Source organism: Flavobacterium endoglycinae, from assembly GCF_017352115.1.
Lineage (GTDB): Bacteria > Bacteroidota > Bacteroidia > Flavobacteriales > Flavobacteriaceae > Flavobacterium > Flavobacterium endoglycinae.
This window is the reverse complement of the sequence record NZ_CP071448.1, coordinates 5218532-5244537: the sequence shown is the minus strand read 5'-3', so window position 1 is coordinate 5244537 and position 26006 is coordinate 5218532. Positions and strand designations below refer to the sequence as shown.

Here is a 26006-nt window from a genome sequence, read left to right as displayed (position 1 = left end):
CAAAAAAATGGAAAAAAAGCTACACCTATGTTCTCGTAGCTAATGCAATTTACATTGCTATTTTTGTCTTAATCATGCAATTATACTCATAACCTATGCAGCTATTTGACTGGATCGTACTTATTGTAACGCTATTATTTATTGTTGGTTATGGTTCTTGGAAAACCCGAGGCAGTAAAAATGTAGAAGATTTCATTTTAGGAAACAACGAAACACCTTGGTATACAGTTGGACTTTCTGTAATGGCCACACAGGCCAGCGCCATTACCTTTCTCTCTACGCCAGGACAAGCTTATCATGACGGAATGGGCTTTGTACAATTCTATTTTGGACTCCCAATTGCCATGATAATCATTTGTTATACGTTTATTCCTCTTTACCATAAAAATAAAATTTATACTGCTTATGAGTTTTTAGAAAAACGATTTGATGTAAAAACACGTTCCCTTGCTGCTATTTTATTCTTGGTGCAGAGAGGATTGGGAACTGGTCTTACAATATATGCTCCGGCTATTATTTTATCGGCATTATTAGGTTGGAATTTAACCATAATGAACATTATAATTGGGGTTATGGTAATTATTTATACGTTTTCAGGAGGAACAAAAGCCGTTAACGTTACACAGAAACAACAGATGTTTGTAATCATGTCTGGAATGTTTATTACCTTTTTTCTAATTCTGCATTATCTTCCAAATGATATGACTTTTACAAGTGCACTGCACATTGCGGGTGCCAATGATAAAATGAATATCGTGAATTTCTCATTCGATCCAGAGGAAAAATATACTTTCTGGAGCGGAATTACCGGCGGATTCTTTCTCGCTCTTGCTTATTTTGGTACAGATCAATCTCAGGTGGGAAGGTATTTATCAGGAAAATCAGTGGCTGAAAGTCAGATGGGATTAATCATGAACGGGCTTTTAAAAGTACCAATGCAGTTTTTTATTCTTTTAACAGGAGTTATGGTATTTGTCTTTTTTCAATTCAATCCGGTACCGCTAAACTTCAATCCAAACAATAAAATTGTAATCGAAAAATCTGCTTTTAAAGAAGAATACCATACTTTAGAAAAAAAATTAAGCAAACTTTCTGAAGACAAAAAAGTAATCAATCTATTGTATATCGATCAGTTGAATCAGGATTACGATAATCCTATTTTGCGTAAAGAACTGGTAACATTATCAAACAAAGAAAAAGATCTTCGTGATCGCGCTAAAGAAATCATTTCAAGAGCCGACAGTAATAGCGAAACCAATGATAAAGATTATGTTTTCTTCCATTTTATTCTGCATTATTTACCAAAAGGATTAATTGGTTTATTATTGGCTGTTATACTTTCTGCTGCCATGTCTTCAACTGCTTCTGGATTAAATGCTTTGGCTTCTACAACTGCAATTGATATTTACAAAAGAAATGTAAAAACCGAAAAATCCGAAAAGCACTATCTTAATGCTACTAAATTCTTCACTTTGTTTTGGGGAGTTATCGCTATTCTTTTTGCCTGCGTAGGAACTTTATTTGAAAACTTAATTCAGCTTGTCAATATTATCGGTTCTATCTTTTACGGAACAGTTTTAGGAATATTCCTGGTTGGATTTTACCTAAAAAGAGTTCAGGCAAAGCCAATGTTTATCAGTGCTATTATTAGCCAGCTGACCATTTTCGGAATCTACTATTACATGATTTACAGTCAGGAAAAATTAGGCTATTTATGGCTGAATTTCATTGGCGCAATTTTGACTATTGCATTATCGCTTCTATTACAGGTTTTATTCTTTAGAGGAAAATCAAATGATGATCAGGTAATTTTGGATTAAAATGAAAGGGACACTTCTTATAATCGTACTTCTTTTTTCTTATCAGGTTCAAAGCCAAAACGACAGCGATGGCGAAATAGACAATTCTATTTCTACTCAGTTTCACACAAAATGCCTTGAAGATTTAACTCAAGGCAATGAAATGTTTGAGAAGTATCCTAATCTAAAAACGATGAAATTTTGTTCAATACTTGAATGCACCTCTCTTTTAGCTTATAAAGAAAAAGATGCAAAATTGTGGGCTGAACAAAGATTAATCGAGATTGCTACTAAGCTGTTTAATCAAGGCGCTCCAGTGTTTTTAAACTCTGGGATGGATAGTTATTTATCTGCAGAGCAAAAAAATATAAATCTAGAAGATGACAATCATATTGTATATATAAGCTACGGAGGATGTTCTAGTCCAAGTTATTTTCATGATGCTGCCGATATTATAAATAGACGGACAGCTTTTTTAATAGATCAAGCAACTAAATAATCTACTTTTAAATTACAAATAACAAAGTCAAAACTTATATCACAAAATCTTTATCTTTGAGAAAGTTACTCTTAAAGAAAGCATTATGAAAGACTTAAAGAAATACAGTAATAAAACTAAAGCTGCTTTTGTTTTATTGATTGTAATGCTTTTGATTCTGTTAGGAAACTTCAATACACTACAAAATTCCAAAAACGTAAACGAAAATATTAATGCTATTTACAAAGACCGTCTTGTTGTAGCACATTATATTTTTCAATATTCCAAACAGCTTCATTTTATAAAAGGCGAAGCTGAAAAATTAGATTTAAGTGACAATATTAAAAAAGACGAAATCATTCATACACTCAATATTATTCACAACATTGATGATTTGTACGCCAAAACTGTTTTAACAAATAAAGAAAAACAATACTTCGATACATTTTTAAGCGCCTGCAAAGAAATAAATCATCAAGTAGAAAATAAAAACTGGAATAAAATTGCCAGTTCAAGTGCCGAAGCTCTAAAAACTTTAGATGCTTTATCGCAGATTCAGATTGAAGAAGGCAAACTAAAACTAGCTGCAGCAAACACCATGTATAGCAAAAACAATAGTCTCGGACAGCTTCAAATCGCGCTTCTGATTATTCTTGGAGGTATTACTTTTTATCTCTTAATCAAAAAAATAAAGAAAACCATTAAAATTCCTGAACCACCTAGTTTGAATTAAAATTTAGCATAAAAAAAAAATTCCAAAACCCGAAAGCTTTGGAATTTAGAAATTTTATATTGAAATTTTAAAACCTTATCTGCTCCATTCAGCGATACTGTCTTTATTCATTTTAACGTAATCTTGATTGTTTGCCGCTTCTGCAGCTGCTAAAGAAGCTTTTGCAGTTTCAACCGCACCTTTTTTATCTCCTTGTTTTGCCTGGATTAACGATTTAAGTCTTGAAACATAATATGGTTTTTCAGCACTCATATCCAAAGCTTTATCAACGTATGTTCTTGCAGTTTCGATATTCCCATTTGAAGAAAATAAATATTGAGCAGAAGCATAATAATCATTCCAAGTTGGACCAGACAATGTTTTTTCGATACTTGCTGTAGCTGTTTTTGCAGTTGGAACTTCAAATTTCAAAGCTACATGAGAGTTTTCCCAAGACATTTCTAAGTATGCAAAATTAGGATCTAAACCGTTAATTCCGATTGTAAAAGTTTCAACCGGTGTTGGTAATGCATCTTCTTTTACAGTTGTTCTCAAAGCTACATAAGCATCACTCCAGTTTTCAGGTAATCCCCAATTATCAGTTGAAAGGTAAAAAATCACTTCCCAGCTTTCAATTTTAGGAATTGTATAAATTGAATATTTTCCTTTTTTAAGAGTTTTTCCGTCGATCACTACATCATCACTAAAATTAATGACCGTATTTTCATTAGCTCCCGTTCTCCAAAGTTTCCCAAACGGAACTAGATTCCCAAAAACAGCCCTTCCTCTGGCACCTGGTCTAGAATATGTAACTTCTACATCAGTTAATCCAACAGTTTGTTTTATATAAGCTTTTGGACTCGCCTGAGGCGTTCTAACCTGTGCTTCAGATGCAAAAGGAGCCACAAATATGGCTAATGCAATAAGTAATTTTTTCATTATTAGAGTTTATTTGTTTTTTTCAAATTTACAAATTCAATAAGGGAAAGAATGTTAAATTTTATATAATTCAAGGCTTTAACTGTGATATTTTTTGCGCATTTAATTCATTAAAATGACTGACTACAAGATCAGCTTCTGATAAATCCTGCAGGTTAGAATTTGCACTTCTGTAACCTACGCAATAAATTCCAGCACCTTTCGCCGCTTTTACTCCGTTTGTACTGTCTTCTATGATGATGCATTCTTCTTTTGGGGCAATCGACAATGAAGCAGCGTGAATAAATATCGCTGGATTTGGTTTTGACTGCGGAAAATCCTCTCCGCTCACCACATGTGAAAAATACTGATGAAGATTAAATCTTGTAAAAACACGTTCGATAGTAACTTTTGATGCCGAAGAAGCCAAAATCAGCTGCATACCATTTGCATACAAATCTTTAATTAAATCTTCAACTCCTTCCAATAGATATAAATCTTGTTTGGTATCGAAAGCATCGTTGAAAATATTTCTTTTTCTCTGAATTAAATCTTCAACCTCGTGCTCAATAACTGGGAAAAATCCTTTAAGGGTCTGGAAAGTATTTCGAGTTGATAATCCAGTAAATGAAGTATACATTTCTTCTGAAACATCAATATTTAACTCTGAAAATTGTTGGTAATAAGCATAACGATGAACGGGTTCTGTATCGACAATTACGCCGTCCATATCAAAAATTACTGTTTTAATCATTTTTTTTAAAAGGTGCTAAGGTTCTGAGGAGCAAAGGTTCAAAGGTTTTTCTACTGTGACTGAATACTGAAACTGAATACTGAAACTGAATACTGTGACTGAATACTGTGACTGAATACTATCACTGAATACTGAAACTGAATACTGAAACTGAATACTGTGACTGAATACTGAATACTGAGAAAACTACTCTTCCTTTGCAATTAAATAACGAATAACCGTTTCAGCTGCGTGCAGACCAAATAATCCTGGCATATAACTGTTGGTTCCGTAGAATGATTTTTTGAAGTTTTTACCGTCGGTTAACTTTAAGCTCTTTTCGTTTTGAATTTCCGAAGAAAAAACCACTTTCAATTTGTTGATTTTTACAGCTTTTAATCTTTTACGGATTGTTTTAGAAAAATAACAGTTGATTGTTTTAGAAATATCGGCCACTTTTACTTTAGAAGCCAGCATCTTTCCTCCTGCTCCCATACTGCTTATGATTTTAACTCTCTTGCGTTTTGCGGCAATAATTAAATTCAATTTTGGAGTGATACTGTCAATACAATCCAATACATAATCAAACTCTGGTGAAACGATTTCAAAAGCTCTTTCTGGAGATAAAAACTCTTTTACTCTTGTTAAATTCAATTCGGGATTAATATCCATTAAACGATCACCTACAATTTTAATTTTTGGTTCGCCAACTGTAGAATGCAGCGCTGGTAATTGTCTGTTAATATTTGTAATATCAACTACATCGCCATCAACAATAGTCATATTTCCAACTCCTGCTCTCGCCAAAAATTCAGCAGCAAACGATCCTACGCCGCCTAATCCTACTACTAATACATTTGCATTACGCAAGTTTTCCAATCCTTCTTTTGTAAATAAAAGCTCAGCTCTTTCTGTCCACTCTGCCATATTTTATTTTTTGTTGTTTTTAGTTTTTATGTTTCAAGTTTGATGTTTAGGGTTGTCAGGCTGAACGAAGTCAAAGCATGATTTCTAAAACATCTCACTTCTTACTTCCTTTCAAATATATTTTTACAATTACTTGAAATAAGACTCTGTAATTCTTTTAATTCTAACTCTTTATATTCAGCTGCTAAATTATACACTTGCTCAATTCCTTCTTCAATTGTATCCGTTTCTAAAAAGAAACGATCACTAGGAACATTTTGAAAAACGTTTTTTAAATCTGGATTTCTCAATAAATACTTCCCGAATGAAATATAAAAACCTTCTTTAATAAGTTGTTCAGCCACTTGAATGTTTTTTGAAAAACCATGAATAATCAGTGGAACAGAAATATTCAATTTATTTTTAACTGCAATTACTTCTTGAAATGCTGCCACACAATGAATTACAACTGGTTTCTTATATTTTTCGGCTAAAAGCAATTGTTTTTCGAAAACAGGAATTTGTTTGTCCAATGGCATTTCGATTCGTTTATCTAAACCACATTCGCCTACTGCCAGACAATTTTTGCTTTGAAGTTTTTCTTCGATAATTTTCAACTCAAAATCAATTTGGCCGTCTTTTATATACCACGGATGAATTCCGATAGAATAAAATGGAATCGAAGCATCAAATTCCTGCGGATATTGATTGACCAATTCTAATATATTAGACTGATTTGTAAATTGATGAGTATGAAAATTAAAATATTCCATTAATGAAAAGTTTTCACTCCCGCTTTAATTTCTACCTTTAAATCGTTCTCTAAAGGAACAAGCGGACAAGAATATTTATGATTATAAGCACAATACGGATTGTAAGCTTGATTAAAATCAACTGCAATTGTATTGCCTTTTGGAATTTTTAAATCAATATATCTGCCGCCAATGTAGCTTTCTTTTCCGCATGTTAAATCAGAAAAAGGCAGAAACAAATGATCTTTATATTCTTTTTGTTTAGAAAGCTCAATGTTTCTGTATACGTTCAACTGCATTTCTTTCCCTTCTAAAGTAAAAAACAATGTTCCGTACTTAATATATTGCGGAGTTCTTGCTCCTGTTGTTTTCATTTCGAAAACTTTTTCATTTTGAGCCTTTACGAATTTTGCATTTACAAAATACTTTCCATTAATCGGATAAAAATCTAAAGTTTTAAAGGTTTTCAGATCTTCTTCCATTAACGGACTTGTCTTAGCATCAGCATATTCAGAGTTAATCTGCTTTTGAAATTTTTCTGTTTCAGCACGGTTGAATTTCTTCTGACTAAAACCAAAACCAAAAGTCAGTAAACATATTAGGATTAAGCCTTTTTTCATCTTTGAAAATTTTCTGCAAAAATAGTTTAAAAGTAATAAAGCAGCAACCGTTCTAAGTTACAAAGTTTCCTAACTTTGTTGCAAATACAAGAATTATAATGCTAAAAACCGCTTTTAACCATTACATCAACAATTTTAAAGGATTTACTAGAGAAATTTGGATACTTACATTAATCACTTTTATAAATCGTGCAGGTACAATGGTACTGCCTTTTTTATCAAAATATTTAAAAGAAGATCTCCATTTTACTTATAATCAGGTTGGATGGATAATGGTTTCATTTGGTTTAGGTTCTATGCTGGGTTCATGGCTTGGCGGTAAACTTTCGGATAAAATCGGTTTTTATAAAATCATGATTTTCAGTTTGTTTACCAGCGGTGTCTCCCTTTTCTTTGTACAATATATTACGACTTTCTGGGGACTTTGCATTGCAATGTTTATCTTAATGACTATAGCTGATATGTTTAGACCAGCGATGTTTGTGTCGTTAGGTGCTTATGCCAAACCCGAAAATAGAACTCGTGCTTTAACACTGGTACGTCTTGCCGTAAACTTAGGTTTTGCTGCTGGTCCGGCTCTTGGAGGTATAATTATTATGGCAATGGGCTATTCAGGACTTTTTTGGGTTGATGGTGCTTCTTGTATTCTTTCGATATCTATTTTCGCTCTATTGGTAAAAGAAAAGAAAAAGGTAGAACACGATGATAAAGCCGAAAGCACATCTGATATAAAATCTGTTTTTCACGATACCATTTTTTGGGTTTTCTTATTTGTGAGTTTTATTACCGCGATTATTTTCTTTCAGCTGTTTACGACTTTACCTTTATATCATAGTGAACAATTTGGTTTGAGCGAATTCCAAACTGGATTATTAATGACCCTAAACGGGCTTTTAATATTTGCTCTCGAAATGCCAACCGTTGGTTTTATGGAAAGAAAAGGATTTCCTAAAATCAGAATTATCATAATTGGATCTTTTATAATGGCTTTCAGTTATATATTACTCCTTATAAATATTTGGGCTGGAATACTTGTTATAGCTATGATTTGTATTTCGATTGGAGAAATTCTCACCTTTCCTTTTTCAAATGCTTTTGCCTTAAGTCGTGCTCCACGCGGACAAGAAGGCCGTTATATGGCTTTGTATACAATGAGTTTCAGTTTAGCACATATTGTAAGTTCTAAAGTGGGTTTTGAAATCATATCTGATTTTGGCTATCAAATTAACTGGCTATTTATGGCTTGTATTGGCTTCTTAGCAACTTGCTGCTGTCTTTGGATTAAGAAGGCGCTACTTCTCGAAAAAAAGAAATAATTTCCACTTTATATTTAAAACACTATTATTCAAATTATTAACTTTGATTCTGAATACTTTTCGCATGCTTTTTGGTTTAGAAAAACTAAAAAATTAGTTAATAAACTATATTTATAGTTGCGTAACTAAAAAAATAGTTGTACGTTTGAATTAAAATTAGAAAACATGCAAAAGTTAACCAACAAAGAAGAAGAAATAATGCACATTTTATGGAAGCTAAAAAAAGCTTTCGTAAAAGAAATTCAGGCAGAAATAACTGAAGATCAACCGCATTACAATACGCTTTCGACTATTGTTCGAAATCTGGAGGAAAAAGGTTTTGTGGCGCATAACGCATTTGGAAATACGCATCAATATTATCCAATTGTAACTTTAGAAGCCTACAGCAAAAAATACATGAAAACTGCAATTGATAATTATTTCAACAGTTCTTATAAAAATATGGTGTCCTTTTTTGCAAAAGAAGAAAAAATATCTGCAGATGAACTGCGTGAAATTTTAGAAATGATCGAAAATCCAAAAGATAAAAAATAATAATCCATGGAAGCACTTTATTTATATATCGCAAAATCGGCCGGTTTAGTTATACTATTTTACTGTGCTTATTATTTTTTACTCCGCAAAGAAACATTCTTTACTACAAACAGATGGTTTTTATTAACAGGTCTGATTACTTCCGCTGTTCTTCCTTTAGTATCTTATACCAAAGTAATTTGGATAAACGCCTCTCCTATTTCAAATTTAAATCCTCAAGAAATTCCGTTTCAACCTATAAAAAATGAAATCCATGAAATTAACTGGATTTACGTTATCTCTCTGATTTATGGAGTTGGATTTTTGATTCTCTTAATAAAATTTGCTTTAGATTTTTATAGTCTGCAATCCATTTTAAAAGGAAAGAAAATTCATCAGCAGGCAGACTTTAAATTTATTGATACTAACGAAAATATCGCTCCATTCTCGTATTTTGAATATATCGTATACAACTCATCAATGTATACCGATACTGAACTACAGAATATTATTGAACATGAAAAAGTACACAGCGATCAAAATCATACAATCGATGTTTTATTATCGCGTGCATTTTGTCTGCTGTTTTGGTTTAATCCAATCATCTGGATTTACAAAAAGGCAATTGTTCAGAATTTAGAATTCATTGCAGATAAAGAAGCAGCCAAGAAGTTAAGCGATAAAAAATCGTATCAATACACACTTTTAAAAATAACAACACACGAAAGCTGTGTTGCAATCACCAATCATTTTTATCAATCATTAATCAAAAAACGAATTGTCATGTTAAACAAAAATCAATCAAAAAAGAGAAATTCTTGGAAGTATTATGTTGTAATTCCAGCACTTGTAGCATTTGTTTTAGTTTTTCAAGTTGAAACTATTGCAAAAGAAAAACAGCAGATTGTACAATCAGGCAATGGAGAAATTAAATCTCTGGATGTGTACAAAATCAAAAAAACGTCTACTGATGCTGATTTAAAAGAAATCAAAGAGAAATTAAAATCAATTCATAACGTTGATTTTCAAGCTTCTGAAATTAAGCGTAATGCTCAAAATCAATTAATTTCTATTAAAATTGATATTAAAAACGGAAAACAAACTGCGCAGTCTATTCAGACTTCAGGAAATGAAGCTATTAAAGATTTTGGAATATTAGTTACAACAGATGAAAATGGAATCAAAAAAATTGGAATCCAAACTACTTCTGAACAAACAAATTCTTCTAGTAAAACCACTAAACAACCAAAAGTTGCTATCAGCAACGAACTAAAAAATAAAACTGAAACCAATGCTGACACTCATTCTTCTACTAGTACAAAAACTAATAATAATATTAGTACAAATATTAGCACTTTTGTAACAACCAATACAAATAGCAATGCTTCGACTAAAGTTGTAACCACCAATAATGGCTCTAATGTAACTGTTTATTCTTCAACCAATAAAACTCCTTTAGGATCACAGCTTATTATTATTGACGGTGAAGAAATGCCTGCCGGTTTTGATATCGAAGATATTGACAACGGTAAAGTTAAAAGTGTCAGTGTTTATAATGGTACAAATGCATTAGCCAAATATGGTGACAAAGGCGCCAACGGAGTAATCGAAATCGAAACTCGCAAATAAAAATCAAAATGCAAAAACTAACCAACAAAGAAGAAGAAATCATGCACATTTTATGGAAGCTGAAAAAAGCTTTTGTAAAAGAAATTCAAGCAGAGATTTTAGAAGATCAGCCACATTACAATACTTTGTCAACCATTGTACGTAATTTGGAAGATAAAGGATATGTAGCACACAATGCTTTTGGAAACACACATCAATATTATCCTATTGTAAGCATTGAAGATTACAGAAAAGGTTTTATGAGCACGGCGATAGATAATTATTTTAACAGCTCTTATAAAAGTATGGTTTCGTTTTTTGCGAAAGAAGAAAAAATTTCTGCCGACGAATTACGAGAAATCTTAGAAATGATCGAAAATCCAAAAAACGAAAAATAACCAGTATGGAAGCACTTTTCATTTTTATCGCAAAAGCAAGCGGATTAATTACTTTGTTTTATTTTGCTTACTATTTTTTACTCCGTAAAGAAACCTTTTTTAATAGCAGCCGATGGTTTTTATTAGCAGGACTTTTAACTTCGGTTATCCTACCATTTGTAATCTATACCAAAGTAATCTGGATAGATCCAGCTCCTGTTGTTTACGAACCGGTTTCTTATGTTCCTATTGCAAATCATAATTATATTCCTTCTCACACTTCTCAGATTGCTGAAGAAGAACCTTTTGAAATAAATTGGAATTTAGTTTCCCTTGCTGTTTATACACTTGGATTTGCTGCTTTTATGATAAAATTCGGAATTGATTTCTATAGTCTGAATTCCGTTTTAAAAGGAAAGAAAATTGAGCAGCAGGAAGATTTTAAGTTTGTAGATGTAAATGAAAATATTGCACCTTTTTCGTATTTCGATTATATCGTTTACAACTCATCGCTTTACAGTGAGGCAGAATTACAAAGTATTCTCGAACATGAAAAAGTGCACAGCGATCAGTATCATACCGTAGATGTAATTATTTCAAGGATTTTTTGTATTCTTTTTTGGTTCAATCCAATTATCTGGCTGTACAAAAAAGCCATTTTACAAAACCTAGAATTTATTGCCGACAATGAGGCTTCAAAAAAAATATCAGACAAAAAAGCGTATCAGTATACTCTTTTAAAAATAACAACACACGAAACTTGTGTTGCAATCACCAATCACTTTTATCAATCATTAATCAAAAAACGAATTGTTATGCTTAACAAAAATCAATCAAAAAAATGGCATTACTGGAAATACTATGCCATCATTCCAGCCCTAGGAGCATTTGTATTATTATTTCAAATTAAAACTATTGCACAGGAGAAAAAACGAGCACAAGAAAACGAAATTACCGTATCTAAAAATCAAGATTCGGAAATCTTTAAAATCAGCAAATCAACAACAGATCAAGAATTAAAAGACTTAACTGCAAAACTTAAAACCGACCATAACATTGATATCAAGATTTCTGATGTTAAAAGAAATAGCAAAAACGAAATTACAGCTATTAAAATCAGAATGGTTAAAGAAAATGGCAAAATGCAGATTATAGAAATGAACAGTTCTGATGCTATAAAAGACTGCAGTGTTGTTTTAAATACCGATGATGAAGGAAATAAAGACATTAGTTTAATTACTGAAGGTCAAACCGAACATCCTTTAGTTACAAGAAATAATGTCGTAATAAAAGATTTTAATGAAAATGATGCTGATCCTGTTGTGGGAAATTCTGCTGTAGCACCTGTTGCACCAGCGGCTCCCGTAGCACCTGTATTTCCAGCTGAACCTATGCCTCCTCTTCCAGCAATCGATATGTCAAAAATGCCACGACCACCTGCAGCTCCTACAAATCCTAAAGACAAAGTTGCAATGGCAAAGTTTGAAAAAGAAATGGCCGAGTTTGAGAAAAAAATGGAAGCATTCGAACCAGATTTATCTAATTACGAAAAACAAATTGATGCTATCATGGCAGAACGCAGTGCTATTTTCGAAAAACAAATGGAGCAGTACGAAGTTGCAATGGAAAAGTTCAATAGCAACATGGAAAAATTCAATATTGACATGAAGTTTAAGTATGGAAATGATTCTAAAGAGTACGAAAACGGCATCAAGCAATATGAAAAAGACATGAAGCAATATGAGTTTGACATGAAACAGCATGAAAAAGCAATGCAGCAGCACGCTAAAGATATGAAACAAAGAGAAAAAGATATGAAGCAGCGTGAAAAAGACATGAAACAACGTGAAAAAGACTTAAAAGCCTGGGAAAAAGAAAACAGAAAAGCTTAATACTTTTTACATTTTATATAGTTGAAAAAGACTTTGCTAAACGCAAAGTCTTTTTTTTTATATCTTTGAAAAAACAAATCTACTATGTTTAAAATATTAGCCAAACTAAACAAAATTCTTCTGCCTAGTTTTACTAAACAAGGTTTAGATATTTCTAAAGCCAAAAAATGGCAGATTGCTATAATTGGCTATCGTGCTTACGTTACAAAGCGTGCCCTAGGCAATTAAAAAATACATCCTTCATTATCACTTAACCGAAAATAAATTCCTATTTTTTGGTATTATTATTTTTATGAAAAATAGAGAATTCAACCTCCCTCCTGTTCCAGCAGTATTATTAGCAATTATAAGCGTACAATGTGGCGCTGCCATTGCAAAAACGCTTTTCCCTGTTATTGGAGCAGCCGGAACAGCATCACTTCGTATTGGAATTTCAGCTTTAATTTTATTACTGGCTTACAGACCAAATTTTAAAAACATAACCAGAGCCCAGTGGAAAATTGTAATTCCTTATGGTGTATCATTGGGAGCCATGAATTTAGTGTTTTACTTCGCTATTGAAAGAATCCCTATCGGATTGGCTGTTACTTTAGAATTTGTTGGGCCATTATTATTAGCTATTATAGGTTCAAAACGTCTGATAGACTATTGCTGGGTTTTATTAGCAGCCATTGGAATTTTATTTATAGCTCCCTGGACAAATGATCGCTTAGATTCTCTTGGCGTTTTATTTGCTCTTCTAGCAGGTGCTTTTTGGGCAGGTTATATAGTCTTAGGGGGTAAAATTTCTAAAATAATGAATAGCGGTTACGCAGTTTCTACCGGAATGTTATTTGCTGCCATTTTAGTGCTTCCTTTTGGATTTTTAGAAAACGGATTTGTTAATCTTACTCCAAAATTCTTCGGAATGGGAATTGCTTTGGCGCTTTTATCAAGTGCAATTCCATTTACTTTAGAAATGAAAGCTTTAGGACAGCTTCCTCCACGAACTTTCAGTATTCTAATGAGTTTAGAGCCAGCGGCAGCTTCAATTTGTGGTTTTATCTTTTTACAGGAAAATTTAAACTTATACGAAATTTTCGCTGTAATCTGTGTAATTATTGCATCGGCAGGAAGTACTCTGACAGCGAAAAAATAAATTTTAAATAATAAAAGCTCTGCATTCACAGAGCTTTTATTTATTCAAGAATTCGTATTTCAATTAGCTTTTTGGCAATAACACTGTGTCAATTACATGAATTACTCCATTTGACTGGTTTACATCGGCAATTGTAACTTTTGATTTGTTACCATTTTCATCGCTGATGTACAAATCTTTACCTTTCATCCAAGCTGTTAATGTACCACCGCTTACTGTTTTTATAGAAGCTTTTCCTTTACCATCTTTAATTGCTTTAGCAATATCAGCCGCATTCCATTTTCCAGAAACAACATGATAGGTTAAGATTGTTTGAAGTTTCTTTTTGTTCTCAGGTTTTAAAAGTGTTTCAACAGTTCCTTTTGGTAATTTATCAAAAGCTGCATTTGTTGGAGCAAAAACCGTAAATGGTCCTTTTCCTTTTAAAGTCTCTACTAAATCTGCCGCTTTTACAGCCGCTACCAAAGTGGTATGATCTTTTGAATTAACTGCATTTTCAATAATATTTTTGTTAGGATACATGGCAGCTCCTCCTACCATAACTGTTTTTTGAGCATTCGATGTAAATGCAAATCCTAAAGCCAAAACTGCCGCTGCTAAAAATTTTCTAGTTTTCATAATGTATATTTTAAGTTATAAGCACATTTACGCAGATAAATTTGTTTTGGTTTTAAGAATAATCAAAAAATAATTAAAAAAATCGCAAAACTAGTGAAGAAGCCAGCAAAATTAAGCTTTGAAATATTTCACCTTTTTTACAAAAAACTTAAAAAATAGTAAATATTATTCTTATATTGTTACTAAATTCAGAACCAAAAACCAGTTATCATGAAAAATCTACCCAAAAAAATCCGAAGTAAAAAATTAAGTTCTAGAGTCGATTTAACCGCAATGGTCAGCGTTTCTTTCCTGCTGATTATATTTTTCATGGTTGTTGGCGAATTATCGAAGCCTAAAACTCTCGCTCTAAGTTTACCAGATCGAGATCGAGGTTGTGGCGAACCTACAGCAGGTTGTTACATAGGCAACCGTTTTTATACTGTTCTATTAGGCGAAAACGACAAAATAATAACATATACGGGAATCTTGAATTATCCTATTAAGAAAACAAATGAGACCAATTATAGTGAAAATGGATTTAGAAATGAATTAAACATTGTAAATAAAAAAATTCTTGAATATTCAGCTGCTATAGGAAAACCAAATCAAGGCGCAATTGTTTTTATAAAACCATCCAACAAAAGTAATTATGGAAATTTAGTTAATATTTTAGAAGAGATGAGACTGGCTAATATTGAATCTTATGCTATTGTAGATGAATTTACACCTGAAGAATCAAAATTACTGGCCTTTAATTAGTAAATAGAAAGCTAACAATTAAATCTATTTTTTATGCAAAATCTACCAAAAAAAGTTCGAAGTAAAAAACTAAACTCAAGAGTTGATTTAACCGCTATGGTTAGTGTTTCATTTCTATTGATTATATTTTTTATGATTGCAACTGAATTGAGAAAACCAAAAATTATGGATTTAACCCTTCCATATTATGATCCAAAATGGGATCATATTATTAGTTGCGGAGTTAGAGCAGATGATCGTTTAATTACAGTTATATTAGATGACAATAACAAAATAGTAACATATTCAGGTCTTTTATTTGATCCTTTTGAAAAACCAAAACAAATCAGTTATGGCAAAAATGGAATACGCAAAGAACTCTTTAATAAAAAGAAGAGAATCTTAGAATATTCGACAGTAATGGGAAGATCTAATCGGGGACCAATTGTAATTATTAAACCAAGTAAAAAAAGTAATTTCAAAAATTTGATAGATATTCTCGATGAAATGACAATTACTGGAATTGATACTTATGCGATTGTTAACGAATTTACTCCCGAAGAGTCAAGATTATTAGCTTCAAATTAATTTAAAAATCATTTTCAAAACGGTTCTCGACTCCGCTCGAACTGACAACCTGAAACTTTAAACATAAAAAAAAGTCCCACAATAATGTGGGACTTTCTATTTATAAAAAGCTAAGAATTATTTTTTCTCAGTTTTTTCCATTTTAGCTTTTAAAGCAGCTAATACATCATTGTTGTCACCTAAAGTCGCAGCTGGTGCGTTAGTAGATGCAGATGCAGTAGTTTCAGCAGCAGCTTTCACGTTTTTCTCTTCTTCTTCTCTGAAGATAGCAGTGTGAGAAGCAACAACTCTTTTGAATTCTTTATTGAATTCGATTACTTTGAAATCAGCTGTATCACCTTTTTTCAATTTCTTTCCGTCCTCTTTTTCAAGGTGACGAGTTGGAATGAAAGCAACGATATCATCTCCGAATTCTACAGTAGCTCCTTTGTCAACGATTTCAGAAATCTCACCGTTGTGGATAGTTCCTACAGCGAAAGAATCTTCGTATTGATCCCAAGGATTAGCAGTAGTTTGTTTGTGACCTAAAGATAATTTACGTCCTTCAACATCTAATTCTAATACAACAACATCAAGTTTTTCACCAACGTTTACAAACTCAGATGGGTGTTTAATTTTCTTAGTCCAAGATAAGTCAGAGATGTAGATTAATCCATCAATTCCTTCTTCTAATTCTACGAAAATACCAAAGTTTGTGAAGTTTCTAACGATACCTGTGTGTTTAGAACCTACTGGGTATTTAGAAGTAATATCAGTCCATGGATCTTGAGTTAATTGTTTGATACCTAATGACATCTTACGATCTTCTCTGTCAAGAGTTAAGATAACTGCTTCAACAACATCTCCAACTTTCACGAAGTCCTGAGCAGAACGTAAGTGAGTTGACCATGACATTTCAGAAACGTGGATTAAACCTTCAACACCTTCAGCAACTTCGATAAATGCACCGTAATCAGCGATTACAACTACTTTACCTTTAACTTTATCACCAACAGTTAAGTTAGCATCTAAAGCATCCCATGGGTGAGCGTTTAATTGTTTCAATCCTAATTGAATTCTTGTTTTCTCATCATCGAAATCAAGGATTACAACGTTTAATTTTTGGTCTAATTCAAGAACTTCACTTGGGTGGTTGATTCTGCTCCAAGAAAGGTCAGTAATGTGAATTAATCCGTCAACACCACCTAAGTCAATGAACACACCATAAGAAGTAATGTTTTTAACAACACCTTCTAATACTTGTCCTTTTTGTAATTGACCGATGATTTCTTTTTTCTGTACTTCAATATCAGCCTCGATAAGAGCTTTATGAGATACAACTACGTTTTTGAATTCGTGGTTGATTTTTACCACTTTGAATTCCATCATTTTGTTTACATATACATCGTAGTCTCTAATGGGCTTAACGTCAATTTGAGATCCAGGTAAGAACGCTTCGATTCCGAATACGTCAACAATCATACCTCCTTTAGTTCTGCATTTAACAAAACCGTTAACGATTTCTCCAGTTTCATTTGCTGCAATAACTCTATCCCAAGATTTGATAGTACGTGCTTTTCTGTGAGATAATACTAATTGACCTGTTTTATCCTCACGGATGTCAATTAATACTTCTACTTTGTCACCTACTTTTAAATTTGGGTTGTAACGAAATTCGTTTAAAGAAATAACACCTTCAGATTTAGCATTGATATCAACGATAACGTCTCTATCTGTAATTCTAACTACAACTCCTTCAACTACTTCTTCTTGATCTGTAGCGATGAAAGTTTTTGATACTAGTTCTTCAAACTCTTGCAAGTTTTTCTCATCTACTGCATCGATTCCTTCTTGGAAGTTGTGCCAGTTAAAATTTGCTAAAAACTCTTCTTGTGATTTTGTTTGTTCAGACATGCTGATAAAAAAATTTGTATTCTGTTTTTCTCGAGTTCCTCTATGCGATAGAAAATACAGAAGTTGTTTTACATAAATGGTTGATACCTAAAGGAAACTCTTCTCTGCCAAAAGGTCTGCAAAATTACTACATTTTTTTGTAATTACAAATAGATAAGCAACTTATTATTTATCCAGCAATATTTTTGAGAGTTCATTATTAACAGCGATATATTCTACAATCTGATTACTATCAAATTTAATATTGCCTTTATTATCTAATTTTGAAGTCTTATTATCTATCGATAAATAATTTTTTCCTGATTTTGATTTATAGAGTGTAAACACACTGTGGCTATCCGTTTCGCTGTTAACATCTTTACTTAATAAATCAAAATTATCACGATTGCCTGCTAGTATATCTGTAATTATCTGCTGTTGATTTTCAATGTAACTAAACGCAGGCAGTGTAATTTCTTTGTACCATGAATTGGTAGATTCTGAAAAAGGTTTTTGAGCCTCTAAATAAGGTAGAAATGCAGAAATTGCAGCTACAATAACAAATTCTATTGCCCAAATCACCCAAAGAAATGTTCCGCTTACTGTCGCACCACGAATACCCCATGTACCATATTGATTAACCTGGCCTATATATTCGAAAACAAGATCTGGTCGAAATATCAATGAGAAGACTTGTAAAAACTGAATATTGCTTACTGTAATTCCTATTCTATTTGAACCATAACTTTCGCCTGCATTCATTACTAGATCTATCCAGATTGCCCAATGAAAATACAATGCTAAAAAAGCTCCTGCTAATCCAATGATACAACCTAAAAGCGGATTCCTAACTTTTCCTTTTTTAATCACAAATACAGAAATCACAAATCCTACAAGAAATCCAAAACCTATTGTAATAAAAAAGTTAATGTATATAAAAGGAATATACCAAATGCAATAGGCATATATTAATCCTAATATTGGAAATGCTATAGCAGTAGCTAACAAAAAATATAAAATAAAAATTAATGAAAACCTTCCTGACGGTTTGTAATACTTGTCCATAAAATAGTTATGATTTAATTATCTGCATTTTAATCTTCAAAGTCGAAAGCTGAAAAAAATTCCTTAAAAATTTCCATCAAATAAAATGCAAGAATAATACTATTTTTTAAACTTACAAAATTGAGTTACTATTAATTAACAAAACTGAGATTGAGCTTCTCAATATCAAAATTTTCTTTTTTTATTTAATCTTTAATTTTATTCAAAATGCCTTTACCTGCTTAGAATCCTTATTTATTTGATCCCAAAGTTCTTACTTTAAAAATTTACCATTTTAAAAATGTAATTGTAAAGAAGGAAAAACACCAAATGAATATTTATTGCCTATATCAATTAAAAGCTTTTGAGGATTTCGAGGTTACAGGTTCAAATGGTGGAAGATTTGTTCTTTGGTTATTCATACGTGGATAAAAACACTAAAATATTCAAAAAATTGTAATCATAAAAAAATCCTACTTTCAAAACTGAAAATAGGATTTTAATATTTTTATAAAAAGAATCACTAATGACTCAAATTCTCAATTTCTTTCGGATCGTGTTTGTGTTTAAATAGAACAGCAAAAGCAATTGCAATTACCAATGCATAAACTGCAAATGACAACCAGATCGTATGCCAGTCTTTCATTAAAACCGGATTTGTAAAAGTACCTTCATGAGAAATTGAATTTCCTTGACTTTTTACAAATTCAACCATTTTTTCGTTAGTGGCATCCGTTTGTAAGAATCCTGCCAATTCTGTGGTGTTTGTAAATGATTTTGTAAAGAAACGATCAATTGCCCAGCCAGAAGTTAAACTTCCTAGAACTGCTCCTACTCCATTTGTCATCATCATAAATAATCCTTGAGCTGATGAACGGATTTTAGAATCGGTATTACTTTCTACGAATAATGAACCTGAAATATTAAAGAAGTCAAATGCCATTCCGTAAACAATACAAGATAAGATAATCATCCATAAGCCGTTTAGAGGATCTCCGAAAGCAAATAATCCGAAGCGTAAAACCCAAGCCAGCATACTAATCAGCATTACTTGTTTGATTCCGAAACGTCTTAAGAAAAATGGAATTGCCAAAATAAATAAGGTTTCAGAAACTTGCGAAATCGACATAATAATAGTCGAATACTTAATTACAAACGAATCTGCATATTTAGGAAAATGTTTGAATTCATCTAAAAATACATCTCCATAAGCATTTGTCAATTGAAGTGCTCCCCCTAAAAACATAGAAAAAACAAAAAACAATGCCATTTTATAGTTTGTAAATAACTTGAAAGATTCCAAACCAAAAGTTTCTGTCCAAGTTGCATTTTCTTTAATCAAACGCTGTGGTTCACATTTTGGTAAAGTAAAAGCGTAAATTCCGAGAATTAAAGCGCCTATTGCAGCAATATAAAATTGATATTCACTTGCTTTACTGCCGCTCAAATTGGTAATCCACATAGCCACAATAAAACCAATTGTTCCCCATACACGAATAGGCGGAAAATCTTTTACTATATTTTTGTTATTTAATTTTAATGAGGTGTACGAAATAGAATTACTCAAAGCAATTGTGGGCATATAGCAGCACATTGCTAAAAGCATTACTGCAATAAAAGCATCTGGTGTTGCTACTTGTGCGATTCCAAATAAAACGGCAGCGTATAAAATATGAAGGATTCCATAGAGTTTTTCAGCATTTACCCATCTGTCTGCGATGATACCTGTAAGCGTTGGCATAAAAAGAGAAGCAATTCCCATAGTTCCGAAAACCAGTCCAAATTGAGTTCCTTCCCAGTTTTTTGTGCCAAACCAATAATTTCCAATTGTTATAAGCCAGGCTCCCCAAACAAAAAATTGCAGAAAGCTCATTAATATCAATCTGTTTTTAATCCCCATATGATAAATTTGTCTTTTAAGTAAAAATGAAGTGGTAAAACTACCATTTAAAATGAAATCTACAAAAAATTACGTTGTTTTAACAACATCATTTACCAATTCCAAAACAGCCGCAAATTGCTCTTCTTTATTTAAGTAAGAATTATCAATCTCAATAGCATCTTCGGCAATTACTAAAGGCGAATCTTCACGGCTTGTATCGAGATTATCTCTTTCTACAACATTTTGTAAAACTTCTTCATACGTAACATTATCTCCTTTTTGCTGTAATTCGTCAAAACGTCTTTGTGCACGGGTTTCTGCACTGGCAGTCATAAATATTTTAAGTTCGGCATTTGGAAAAACTACGGTTCCTATATCTCTGCCATCCATTACAATCGCTTTGTTTTTTCCCATTTCCTGCTGCTGTTCAACTAATTTTGAACGAACTTCAGAAATAGCGGCTACCTTACTCACAAAACTTGAAACTTCGATAGTTCTAATTTGTTTTTCAACATTTTCGCCATTTAAATACATTTCGGCAAAACCTAAATCAGCATTAAATTTAAATTCTAATTGAATTTTTGGTAAATTTTCGATTAAAGCATTTTTATCAAAAAAATCGGGTCCTATAAAATTGTGCTGCATAGCAAAATAAGCCACCGCGCGGTACATGGCACCAGTGTCTACATATACATATTCAAGTTCTTTTGCTAATTGTTTTGCCAATGTACTTTTACCAGTTGATGAAAAGCCGTCGATAGCAATTGTAATCTTTTTCAATTGTTTAATTTTAAATTTTTACTCTTTAGTTTATTCTTCTGCAGAAGCATAATGAAACTATGCAAATGTAGCCATCTTTCTTTTTAAATTGAATACTGGATACTATTAAACTTTTTCTTATAGACATTATCTTAAAGATCAATTTAAGCAAAAAAACCTTCTATAATCATATATCATACGATCATAAAAGGTTTTATTTTTATAATAATTTTTCAGAATTAAATATTTAGTAATAAATATCCAAGATAATTTTCGATTTAGAGCCGTCAATTATCTTTTCAATTCTTTTAAAAAACTGCTCATTTACCATCGGGCAGCCATGACTATTACTTATGTAATAATCTTGTTCGCCATAAGGTACAGCCGAATAATAATGTAGTACGATTGCTCTTTTTAAAGCATTATTATTGGTTTCATCTAGTCCATTAAGTTTGTATGCTTTCCCAAACATTCCTTTATAACATTTCTCGATGGTATATTTACCTAAAGCGGTACAGTTTGAATTGGGAGTATTACTAAATTTAAGTATTCCCTTCACTCCTGTTTCAGATCCTGAACCGTGAGCCACAAGCCCTTGATCGATAACTTCATTTTTTTGAAGATCGTAAACAAAAAATCGGTTTTTTCCTGAAGGCACTCTCATATCTACCAAAAAAGCAATTTTGGTATTGTATTTATGATCGGTATCGATCATATTTTTAATATCGTCTATTCTGCTGTTGATTCTTTCGATTTCTACGCTTGTAATAGATTCTTTATTGAAGTAGTGTTTTGAACCCGTAAAAACGCCTACTGTCATAAACAAAAACAAACCAAGTGTTTTCATATAGGCTATTGAAAATTTAAAATTAAACCAAAAAGACTTGTATTGCCTGCTAATGTATATCTGGAATATGAATAATTAAATTTTAATTTATTCATTCGCAATCCAAATCCTAATGATATTCCTGAAAAATTGCGTTGTTCTTCCACGCGTAATTCCTCGCCTCTCCTGAAGTTGTATCCTAAACGCAGATTGACTGCTTTCTGGGGAAATAATTCAACCCCAAAAACAACATGTCGTAATGCGTTATTTACAAAAGAGACTTTTTCACTGCTAGTTGATCCATCAATATTGGTTTCTCCGCGTACGGGATTAGAAAAAGATATATTCCATTGCTGTAAATTCTCTAGCGTAAGATGCCAGCGAATAGGAACATGCTCTAATTCTTGCGAAGCTCCAGCAGTGATCTCAAAGGGCAAATTCTCCTGTATTCCTGCGTACGTTCTAAATTGCGTACCTATGTTTCTGATTACCAGAGCCAAATTTACGTTATTTTTTTCAATTACATATAAAAAACCTAAATCAATCGCAGCACCAAATGAGTTATAACTTTCTAAGGTTGAAGTTATTAACTTTACATTAGCACCAATATGAAGATCTGTAAAAGGCACATTATAAGCATAGCCCAGCGATAGTGCGCCTTCACTTCCTGTAAAATCCGAAGTTTTCTGTCCGTTTTCATCATAACCTTCAAATGATCCGTAGTTTACATAGTTTATACCTGCGTAAAAAGTCTGTACATGTCGGTCGTAAGTATATGCATAAGAAGCTGTTCCATAAGAAGCTTCGCCATAATAGTTTCCATAATTTAGACCAAGATGATTGTCCATATCTTCATTTAACGCTGCCGGATTTGACATTGCCTGATTGACATCTTCATCGTAAATGGTGATTGTTTTTCCACCCAATGCTGCCTGACGTGGATTGGTGGTAAGATTAAGAAATTGATACGTGTAACGCCCACCAATCTGCCCGAACGAAGCCGAACAAACTGATATCAGTAAAAATAAAACATAGTGTTTTAACATTCTCTTAGTGGCGTTCCTATGTGGGAATAACGCAAATACAAATATAAAATTATATACCTGAAAAAATAATTTTAATACTACGCTTTGAATTATATCCAAATAGCAAGTTAAGAGTCACAAACCATAACTATATACTCATAAAAAAATCCAAACCCCATTTGAATTGGAATTTGGATTTTAAAGTATTTTAAGTTTGAAATTATTTTAGCACTTTAGCATTTTTTACATTTTGATCTGTAAGTGCAATTCCTAATACTTCGCTCATTTCTTTTACATAATGAAAAGAAAGACCTTCTAAATATTCTGCTTTAATTTCGTCAATATCACTTTTATTTTCATGGCATAAGATGATTTCTTTTATACCAGCTCTTTTGGCAGCTAAGATTTTCTCTTTAATACCGCCAACTGGAAGTACTTTTCCACGAAGTGTAATTTCTCCGGTCATGGCCAAGTTTTTCTTCACTTTCTTTTGTGTCAATAATGAAACTAAAGAAGTAAGCATTGCAATACCAGCACTTGGTCCGTCTTTTGGAGTTGCTCCTTCTGGAACGTGCAGGTGAATGTTGTATTTCTGAAATAATTCTATTGATAAACCTAACTTTTTAGCATTTGCTTTAATGTATTCAAGTGCAATTGTAGCCGATTCTTTCATTACATTCCCAAGGTTTCCAGTAAGCGTTAAAGCTCCTTTTCCTTCAGAAATTAATGATTCAATAAATAAAATATCTCCTCCAACACTTGTCCAAGCCAAACCTGTAACGACTCCGGCAACATCGTTGTTTTCGTATTTGTCATGTTCTAATCTTGGAACGCCTAAAACTTTTACAATATCTTCATCAGTTACTTTTTTATTGTACTCCTCTTCCATTGCTACAGCTTTTGCAGCGTTACGAATTACTTGAGCAATTTTAGTTTCTAGATTACGAACACCAGATTCACGAGTATAGCCTTCAACAATTTTTTCTAATTGTTTTTTTCCAATGGTTAAATCTTTAGCAGTTAAACCGTGTGCTTCCAATTGTTTTGGAAAAAGGTGTCTTTTTGCAATTTCAACTTTTTCTTCAATTGTATAACCTGACATTTTGATTACTTCCATTCTGTCACGCAAAGCAGGCTGAATCGCTGCCATATTATTTGAAGTTGCAATAAACATTACTTTCGATAAATCGTATCCCATTTCAAGGAAATTATCATAAAAAGCATTGTTTTGTTCCGGATCTAAAACTTCAAGTAAAGCAGAAGAAGGATCGCCACTGTGTCCGCTTGATAATTTATCAATCTCATCCAGAATAAATACAGGATTTGATGTTCCTGCTTTTTTCAAACTCTGGATAATTCTTCCCGGCATGGCGCCAATATAGGTTTTTCTGTGTCCGCGAATCTCAGCTTCATCACGTAAACCGCCTAATGAAATTCGAACATATTCGCGGCCTAACGCTTCTGCCACAGAACGTCCAATAGAGGTTTTACCAACTCCCGGAGGTCCAGTTAAACATATAATTGGGGATTTCATGTCATTTCGCAATTTTAAAACTGCTAAATGTTCGATCATTCTTTTTTTAACTTCGTCAAGTCCAAAATGATCTTTATCTAATATTTTCTGAGCATGTTTCAAATCGAATTTATCTTTAGAATATTCGCCCCAAGGCAATTCTAAAAACAACTCTAAATAGTTACGCTGAATTCCAAAATCAGGTGACTGTGGATTCATACGACGCATTTTTGACAATTCTTTTTCGAAATGTTTCTGCGTTTTTTCATCCCATTTTTTGGTTTTGGCTTTTAAGCCCATTTCGTCCATTTCTTCTTCCTGCGAAACGCCTCCCAATTCTTCCTGAATGGTTTTCATTTGCTGGTGAAGGAAATATTCTCTTTGCTGCTGATCTAAATCAAAACGAACTTTTGACTGAATATCGTTCTTCAATTCTAATTTTTGAAGTTCAACATTCATATAACGTAAGGTTTCCAAGGCACGTTCCTTTAAACCATTTATCGATAAAAGACCTTGTTTTTCTTTTACAGATAAATTCATATTAGAAGAAACAAAATTGATTAAAAACGACTGGCTTTCAATGTTTTTAATAGCAAAAGTTGCTTCTGATGGAATATTTGGACTTTCCTTGATAATTTGAATGGCTAATTCTTTAACTGAATCTAAAATAGCAGTAAATTCACTGTCGTTTTCTTCTGGACGTGTTTCTCCTACTTCTTTTATATGTGCAGTCATATAAGGTTCTTCCGAAACTACTTCATCAATTTCGAAACGTTTTTTTCCTTGTAGAATTACAGTTACATTTCCATCAGGCATTTTCAAAACACGCAGAATTCTCGCAACTGTTCCTATCGTATGAATATCGTCTTTTGACGGATCTTCATCTTCTTCGTTAATCTGGGAAACAACACCAATGATTTTTCCGCCTGCATTGGCATCATTGATTAATTTAATAGATTTGTCTCTTCCGGCAGAAATGGGAATAACCACACCCGGAAACAATACTGTATTTCGTAAAGGTAAAATTGGCAGAGAAACAGGAAGTTCTTCATTATTCATTTCTTCCTCGTCTTCAGGAGTCAATAACGGAATTAATTCTGCTTCCGAATCGAATTCTTGAAGTGACAGATTGTCAATAGTAAGTATTTTATGATTTGACATAATAGTATATAAGTCGTTTTGTCATTAAAAGTTCAATCTCTATCGCATACAGCCTTCTAAAAGCTTTAAAATCTAATAAACGTTGTATTTATAAGATAGGTGGTAAAAATAGACAATCATTATGCCAAATCCAAAAAACGTCAGTTTTGAAATGCGATTAAATAGCGGTTTTAAATTATTCTCAAAAAAAATAAAATTATTTTTATCAAAAGTGTAACAAATAAAAAAATGTAAAG

The 26006-nt window shown here is 32.4% G+C and carries 25 protein-coding genes; 12 read left to right on the top strand and 13 right to left on the bottom strand.

All coding sequences use genetic code 11. The annotated features are described in order from the left end of the window. Nucleotides 1-95 precede the first annotated feature (95 nt). The 3 genes from J0383_RS22500 (at nucleotide 96) to J0383_RS22490 (ending at nucleotide 3010) form a co-directional block, all read left to right on the top strand. On the top strand, nucleotides 96-1820 hold the full coding sequence (locus J0383_RS22500) for a sodium:solute symporter (protein WP_207296192.1): 1725 nt from the start codon (nucleotides 96-98) through the stop codon (nucleotides 1818-1820). Nucleotide 1821: 1 nt separating this feature from the next. Then, nucleotides 1822-2298: a hypothetical protein gene (locus tag J0383_RS22495; protein ID WP_207296191.1), complete on the top strand. Its 477-nt coding sequence runs from the start codon at nucleotides 1822-1824 to the stop codon at nucleotides 2296-2298. Between the two features lie 85 nt (nucleotides 2299-2383). After that, nucleotides 2384-3010 carry an MCP four helix bundle domain-containing protein gene (locus J0383_RS22490; RefSeq protein ID WP_207296190.1) on the top strand — a complete coding sequence of 209 codons (627 nt, stop codon included), beginning with the start codon at nucleotides 2384-2386 and terminating at the stop codon, nucleotides 3008-3010. Between the two features lie 75 nt (nucleotides 3011-3085). Here J0383_RS22490 and J0383_RS22485 read toward each other — a convergent pair whose 3' ends face one another. The 5 genes from J0383_RS22485 to J0383_RS22465 form a co-directional block, all read right to left on the bottom strand. Then, complete coding sequence (locus J0383_RS22485; RefSeq protein ID WP_207296189.1) at nucleotides 3086-3928, bottom strand: DUF2911 domain-containing protein; 843 nt, start codon at nucleotides 3926-3928, stop codon at nucleotides 3086-3088. 70 nt (nucleotides 3929-3998) lie between these two features. After that, on the bottom strand, nucleotides 3999-4661 hold the full coding sequence (locus J0383_RS22480; protein WP_207296188.1) for an HAD family hydrolase: 663 nt from the start codon (nucleotides 4659-4661) through the stop codon (nucleotides 3999-4001). Nucleotides 4662-4847: 186 nt separating this feature from the next. Beyond that, entirely contained in the window at nucleotides 4848-5567 is a 720-nt protein-coding gene (locus J0383_RS22475) for a tRNA threonylcarbamoyladenosine dehydratase (protein WP_207296187.1), read from the bottom strand. 101 nt (nucleotides 5568-5668) lie between these two features. After that, nucleotides 5669-6319, bottom strand: a complete 651-nt coding sequence (locus tag J0383_RS22470) for a TatD family hydrolase (RefSeq protein ID WP_207296186.1) — start codon at nucleotides 6317-6319, stop codon at nucleotides 5669-5671. Further along, nucleotides 6319-6918, bottom strand: coding sequence for a DUF1684 domain-containing protein (locus J0383_RS22465; protein WP_207296185.1), 600 nt, complete (start codon nucleotides 6916-6918; stop codon nucleotides 6319-6321). The genes J0383_RS22470 and J0383_RS22465 overlap by 1 nt, the downstream gene beginning before the upstream one ends. 98 nt (nucleotides 6919-7016) lie before the next feature. On the opposite strand from J0383_RS22465, the gene J0383_RS22460 reads away from it, so the two are divergent. The 7 genes from J0383_RS22460 (at nucleotide 7017) to J0383_RS22430 (ending at nucleotide 13762) form a co-directional block, all read left to right on the top strand. Next, on the top strand, nucleotides 7017-8234 hold the full coding sequence (locus J0383_RS22460) for an MDR family MFS transporter (protein WP_207296184.1): 1218 nt from the start codon (nucleotides 7017-7019) through the stop codon (nucleotides 8232-8234). Nucleotides 8235-8399: 165 nt separating this feature from the next. Then, nucleotides 8400-8768: a BlaI/MecI/CopY family transcriptional regulator gene (locus J0383_RS22455; protein WP_207296183.1), complete on the top strand. Its 369-nt coding sequence runs from the start codon at nucleotides 8400-8402 to the stop codon at nucleotides 8766-8768. Nucleotides 8769-8774: 6 nt separating this feature from the next. Beyond that, complete coding sequence (locus tag J0383_RS22450) at nucleotides 8775-10376, top strand: M56 family metallopeptidase (protein WP_207296182.1); 1602 nt, start codon at nucleotides 8775-8777, stop codon at nucleotides 10374-10376. Nucleotides 10377-10384: 8 nt separating this feature from the next. Then, entirely contained in the window at nucleotides 10385-10753 is a 369-nt protein-coding gene (locus tag J0383_RS22445) for a BlaI/MecI/CopY family transcriptional regulator (protein WP_207296181.1), read from the top strand. Between the two features lie 5 nt (nucleotides 10754-10758). Further along, the gene (locus tag J0383_RS22440) at nucleotides 10759-12624 is read left to right on the top strand and encodes a M56 family metallopeptidase (protein ID WP_207296180.1); all 1866 of its coding nucleotides are present in this window, start codon (nucleotides 10759-10761) and stop codon (nucleotides 12622-12624) included. Nucleotides 12625-12708: 84 nt separating this feature from the next. Beyond that, nucleotides 12709-12852 (top strand): SsrA-binding protein, encoded by a 144-nt coding sequence (locus J0383_RS22435; protein ID WP_207296179.1) that lies wholly within the window; start codon nucleotides 12709-12711, stop codon nucleotides 12850-12852. 64 nt (nucleotides 12853-12916) lie between these two features. Then, nucleotides 12917-13762, top strand: a complete 846-nt coding sequence (locus J0383_RS22430; protein WP_207296178.1) for an EamA family transporter — start codon at nucleotides 12917-12919, stop codon at nucleotides 13760-13762. Nucleotides 13763-13825: 63 nt separating this feature from the next. Here the strand turns inward: J0383_RS22430 and J0383_RS22425 are convergent, their stop codons facing one another. After that, complete coding sequence (locus tag J0383_RS22425; RefSeq protein ID WP_207296177.1) at nucleotides 13826-14380, bottom strand: fasciclin domain-containing protein; 555 nt, start codon at nucleotides 14378-14380, stop codon at nucleotides 13826-13828. A gap of 210 nt (nucleotides 14381-14590) precedes the next feature. Here J0383_RS22425 and J0383_RS22420 point away from each other — a divergent pair, with 210 nt between their 5' ends. Together J0383_RS22420 and J0383_RS22415 are read left to right on the top strand one after the other, a co-directional pair. After that, nucleotides 14591-15121 (top strand): ExbD/TolR family protein, encoded by a 531-nt coding sequence (locus J0383_RS22420; protein WP_207296176.1) that lies wholly within the window; start codon nucleotides 14591-14593, stop codon nucleotides 15119-15121. A 33-nt stretch (nucleotides 15122-15154) separates the two neighbouring features. After that, entirely contained in the window at nucleotides 15155-15688 is a 534-nt protein-coding gene (locus J0383_RS22415; RefSeq protein WP_207296175.1) for an ExbD/TolR family protein, read from the top strand. A 117-nt stretch (nucleotides 15689-15805) separates the two neighbouring features. On the opposite strand, the gene rpsA is transcribed toward J0383_RS22415, so the two are convergent. The 7 genes from rpsA to lon all read right to left on the bottom strand — a co-directional run bounded on the left by rpsA (nucleotide 15806) and on the right by lon (nucleotide 25770). Continuing rightward, the gene (gene rpsA / locus J0383_RS22410; RefSeq protein ID WP_012024823.1) at nucleotides 15806-17581 is read right to left on the bottom strand and encodes a 30S ribosomal protein S1; all 1776 of its coding nucleotides are present in this window, start codon (nucleotides 17579-17581) and stop codon (nucleotides 15806-15808) included. 165 nt (nucleotides 17582-17746) lie between these two features. Further along, nucleotides 17747-18625 carry a hypothetical protein gene (locus J0383_RS22405; RefSeq protein ID WP_207296174.1) on the bottom strand — a complete coding sequence of 293 codons (879 nt, stop codon included), beginning with the start codon at nucleotides 18623-18625 and terminating at the stop codon, nucleotides 17747-17749. Nucleotides 18626-19127: 502 nt separating this feature from the next. Then, nucleotides 19128-20504, bottom strand: a complete 1377-nt coding sequence (locus tag J0383_RS22400; RefSeq protein ID WP_207296173.1) for a nucleoside permease — start codon at nucleotides 20502-20504, stop codon at nucleotides 19128-19130. A 69-nt stretch (nucleotides 20505-20573) separates the two neighbouring features. Then, a complete protein-coding gene (gene cmk / locus J0383_RS22395; RefSeq protein WP_207296172.1) occupies nucleotides 20574-21266 on the bottom strand; it encodes a (d)CMP kinase in 693 nt (230 codons plus the stop codon). Between the two features lie 226 nt (nucleotides 21267-21492). Beyond that, nucleotides 21493-22092: a murein L,D-transpeptidase catalytic domain-containing protein gene (locus J0383_RS22390; RefSeq protein ID WP_207296171.1), complete on the bottom strand. Its 600-nt coding sequence runs from the start codon at nucleotides 22090-22092 to the stop codon at nucleotides 21493-21495. A gap of 5 nt (nucleotides 22093-22097) precedes the next feature. After that, the gene (porQ, locus tag J0383_RS22385; protein WP_207296170.1) at nucleotides 22098-23117 is read right to left on the bottom strand and encodes a type IX secretion system protein PorQ; all 1020 of its coding nucleotides are present in this window, start codon (nucleotides 23115-23117) and stop codon (nucleotides 22098-22100) included. Nucleotides 23118-23316: 199 nt separating this feature from the next. Further along, a complete protein-coding gene (gene lon, locus J0383_RS22380) occupies nucleotides 23317-25770 on the bottom strand; it encodes an endopeptidase La (RefSeq protein WP_207296169.1) in 2454 nt (817 codons plus the stop codon). Between the last annotated feature and the right edge of the window lie 236 nt (nucleotides 25771-26006).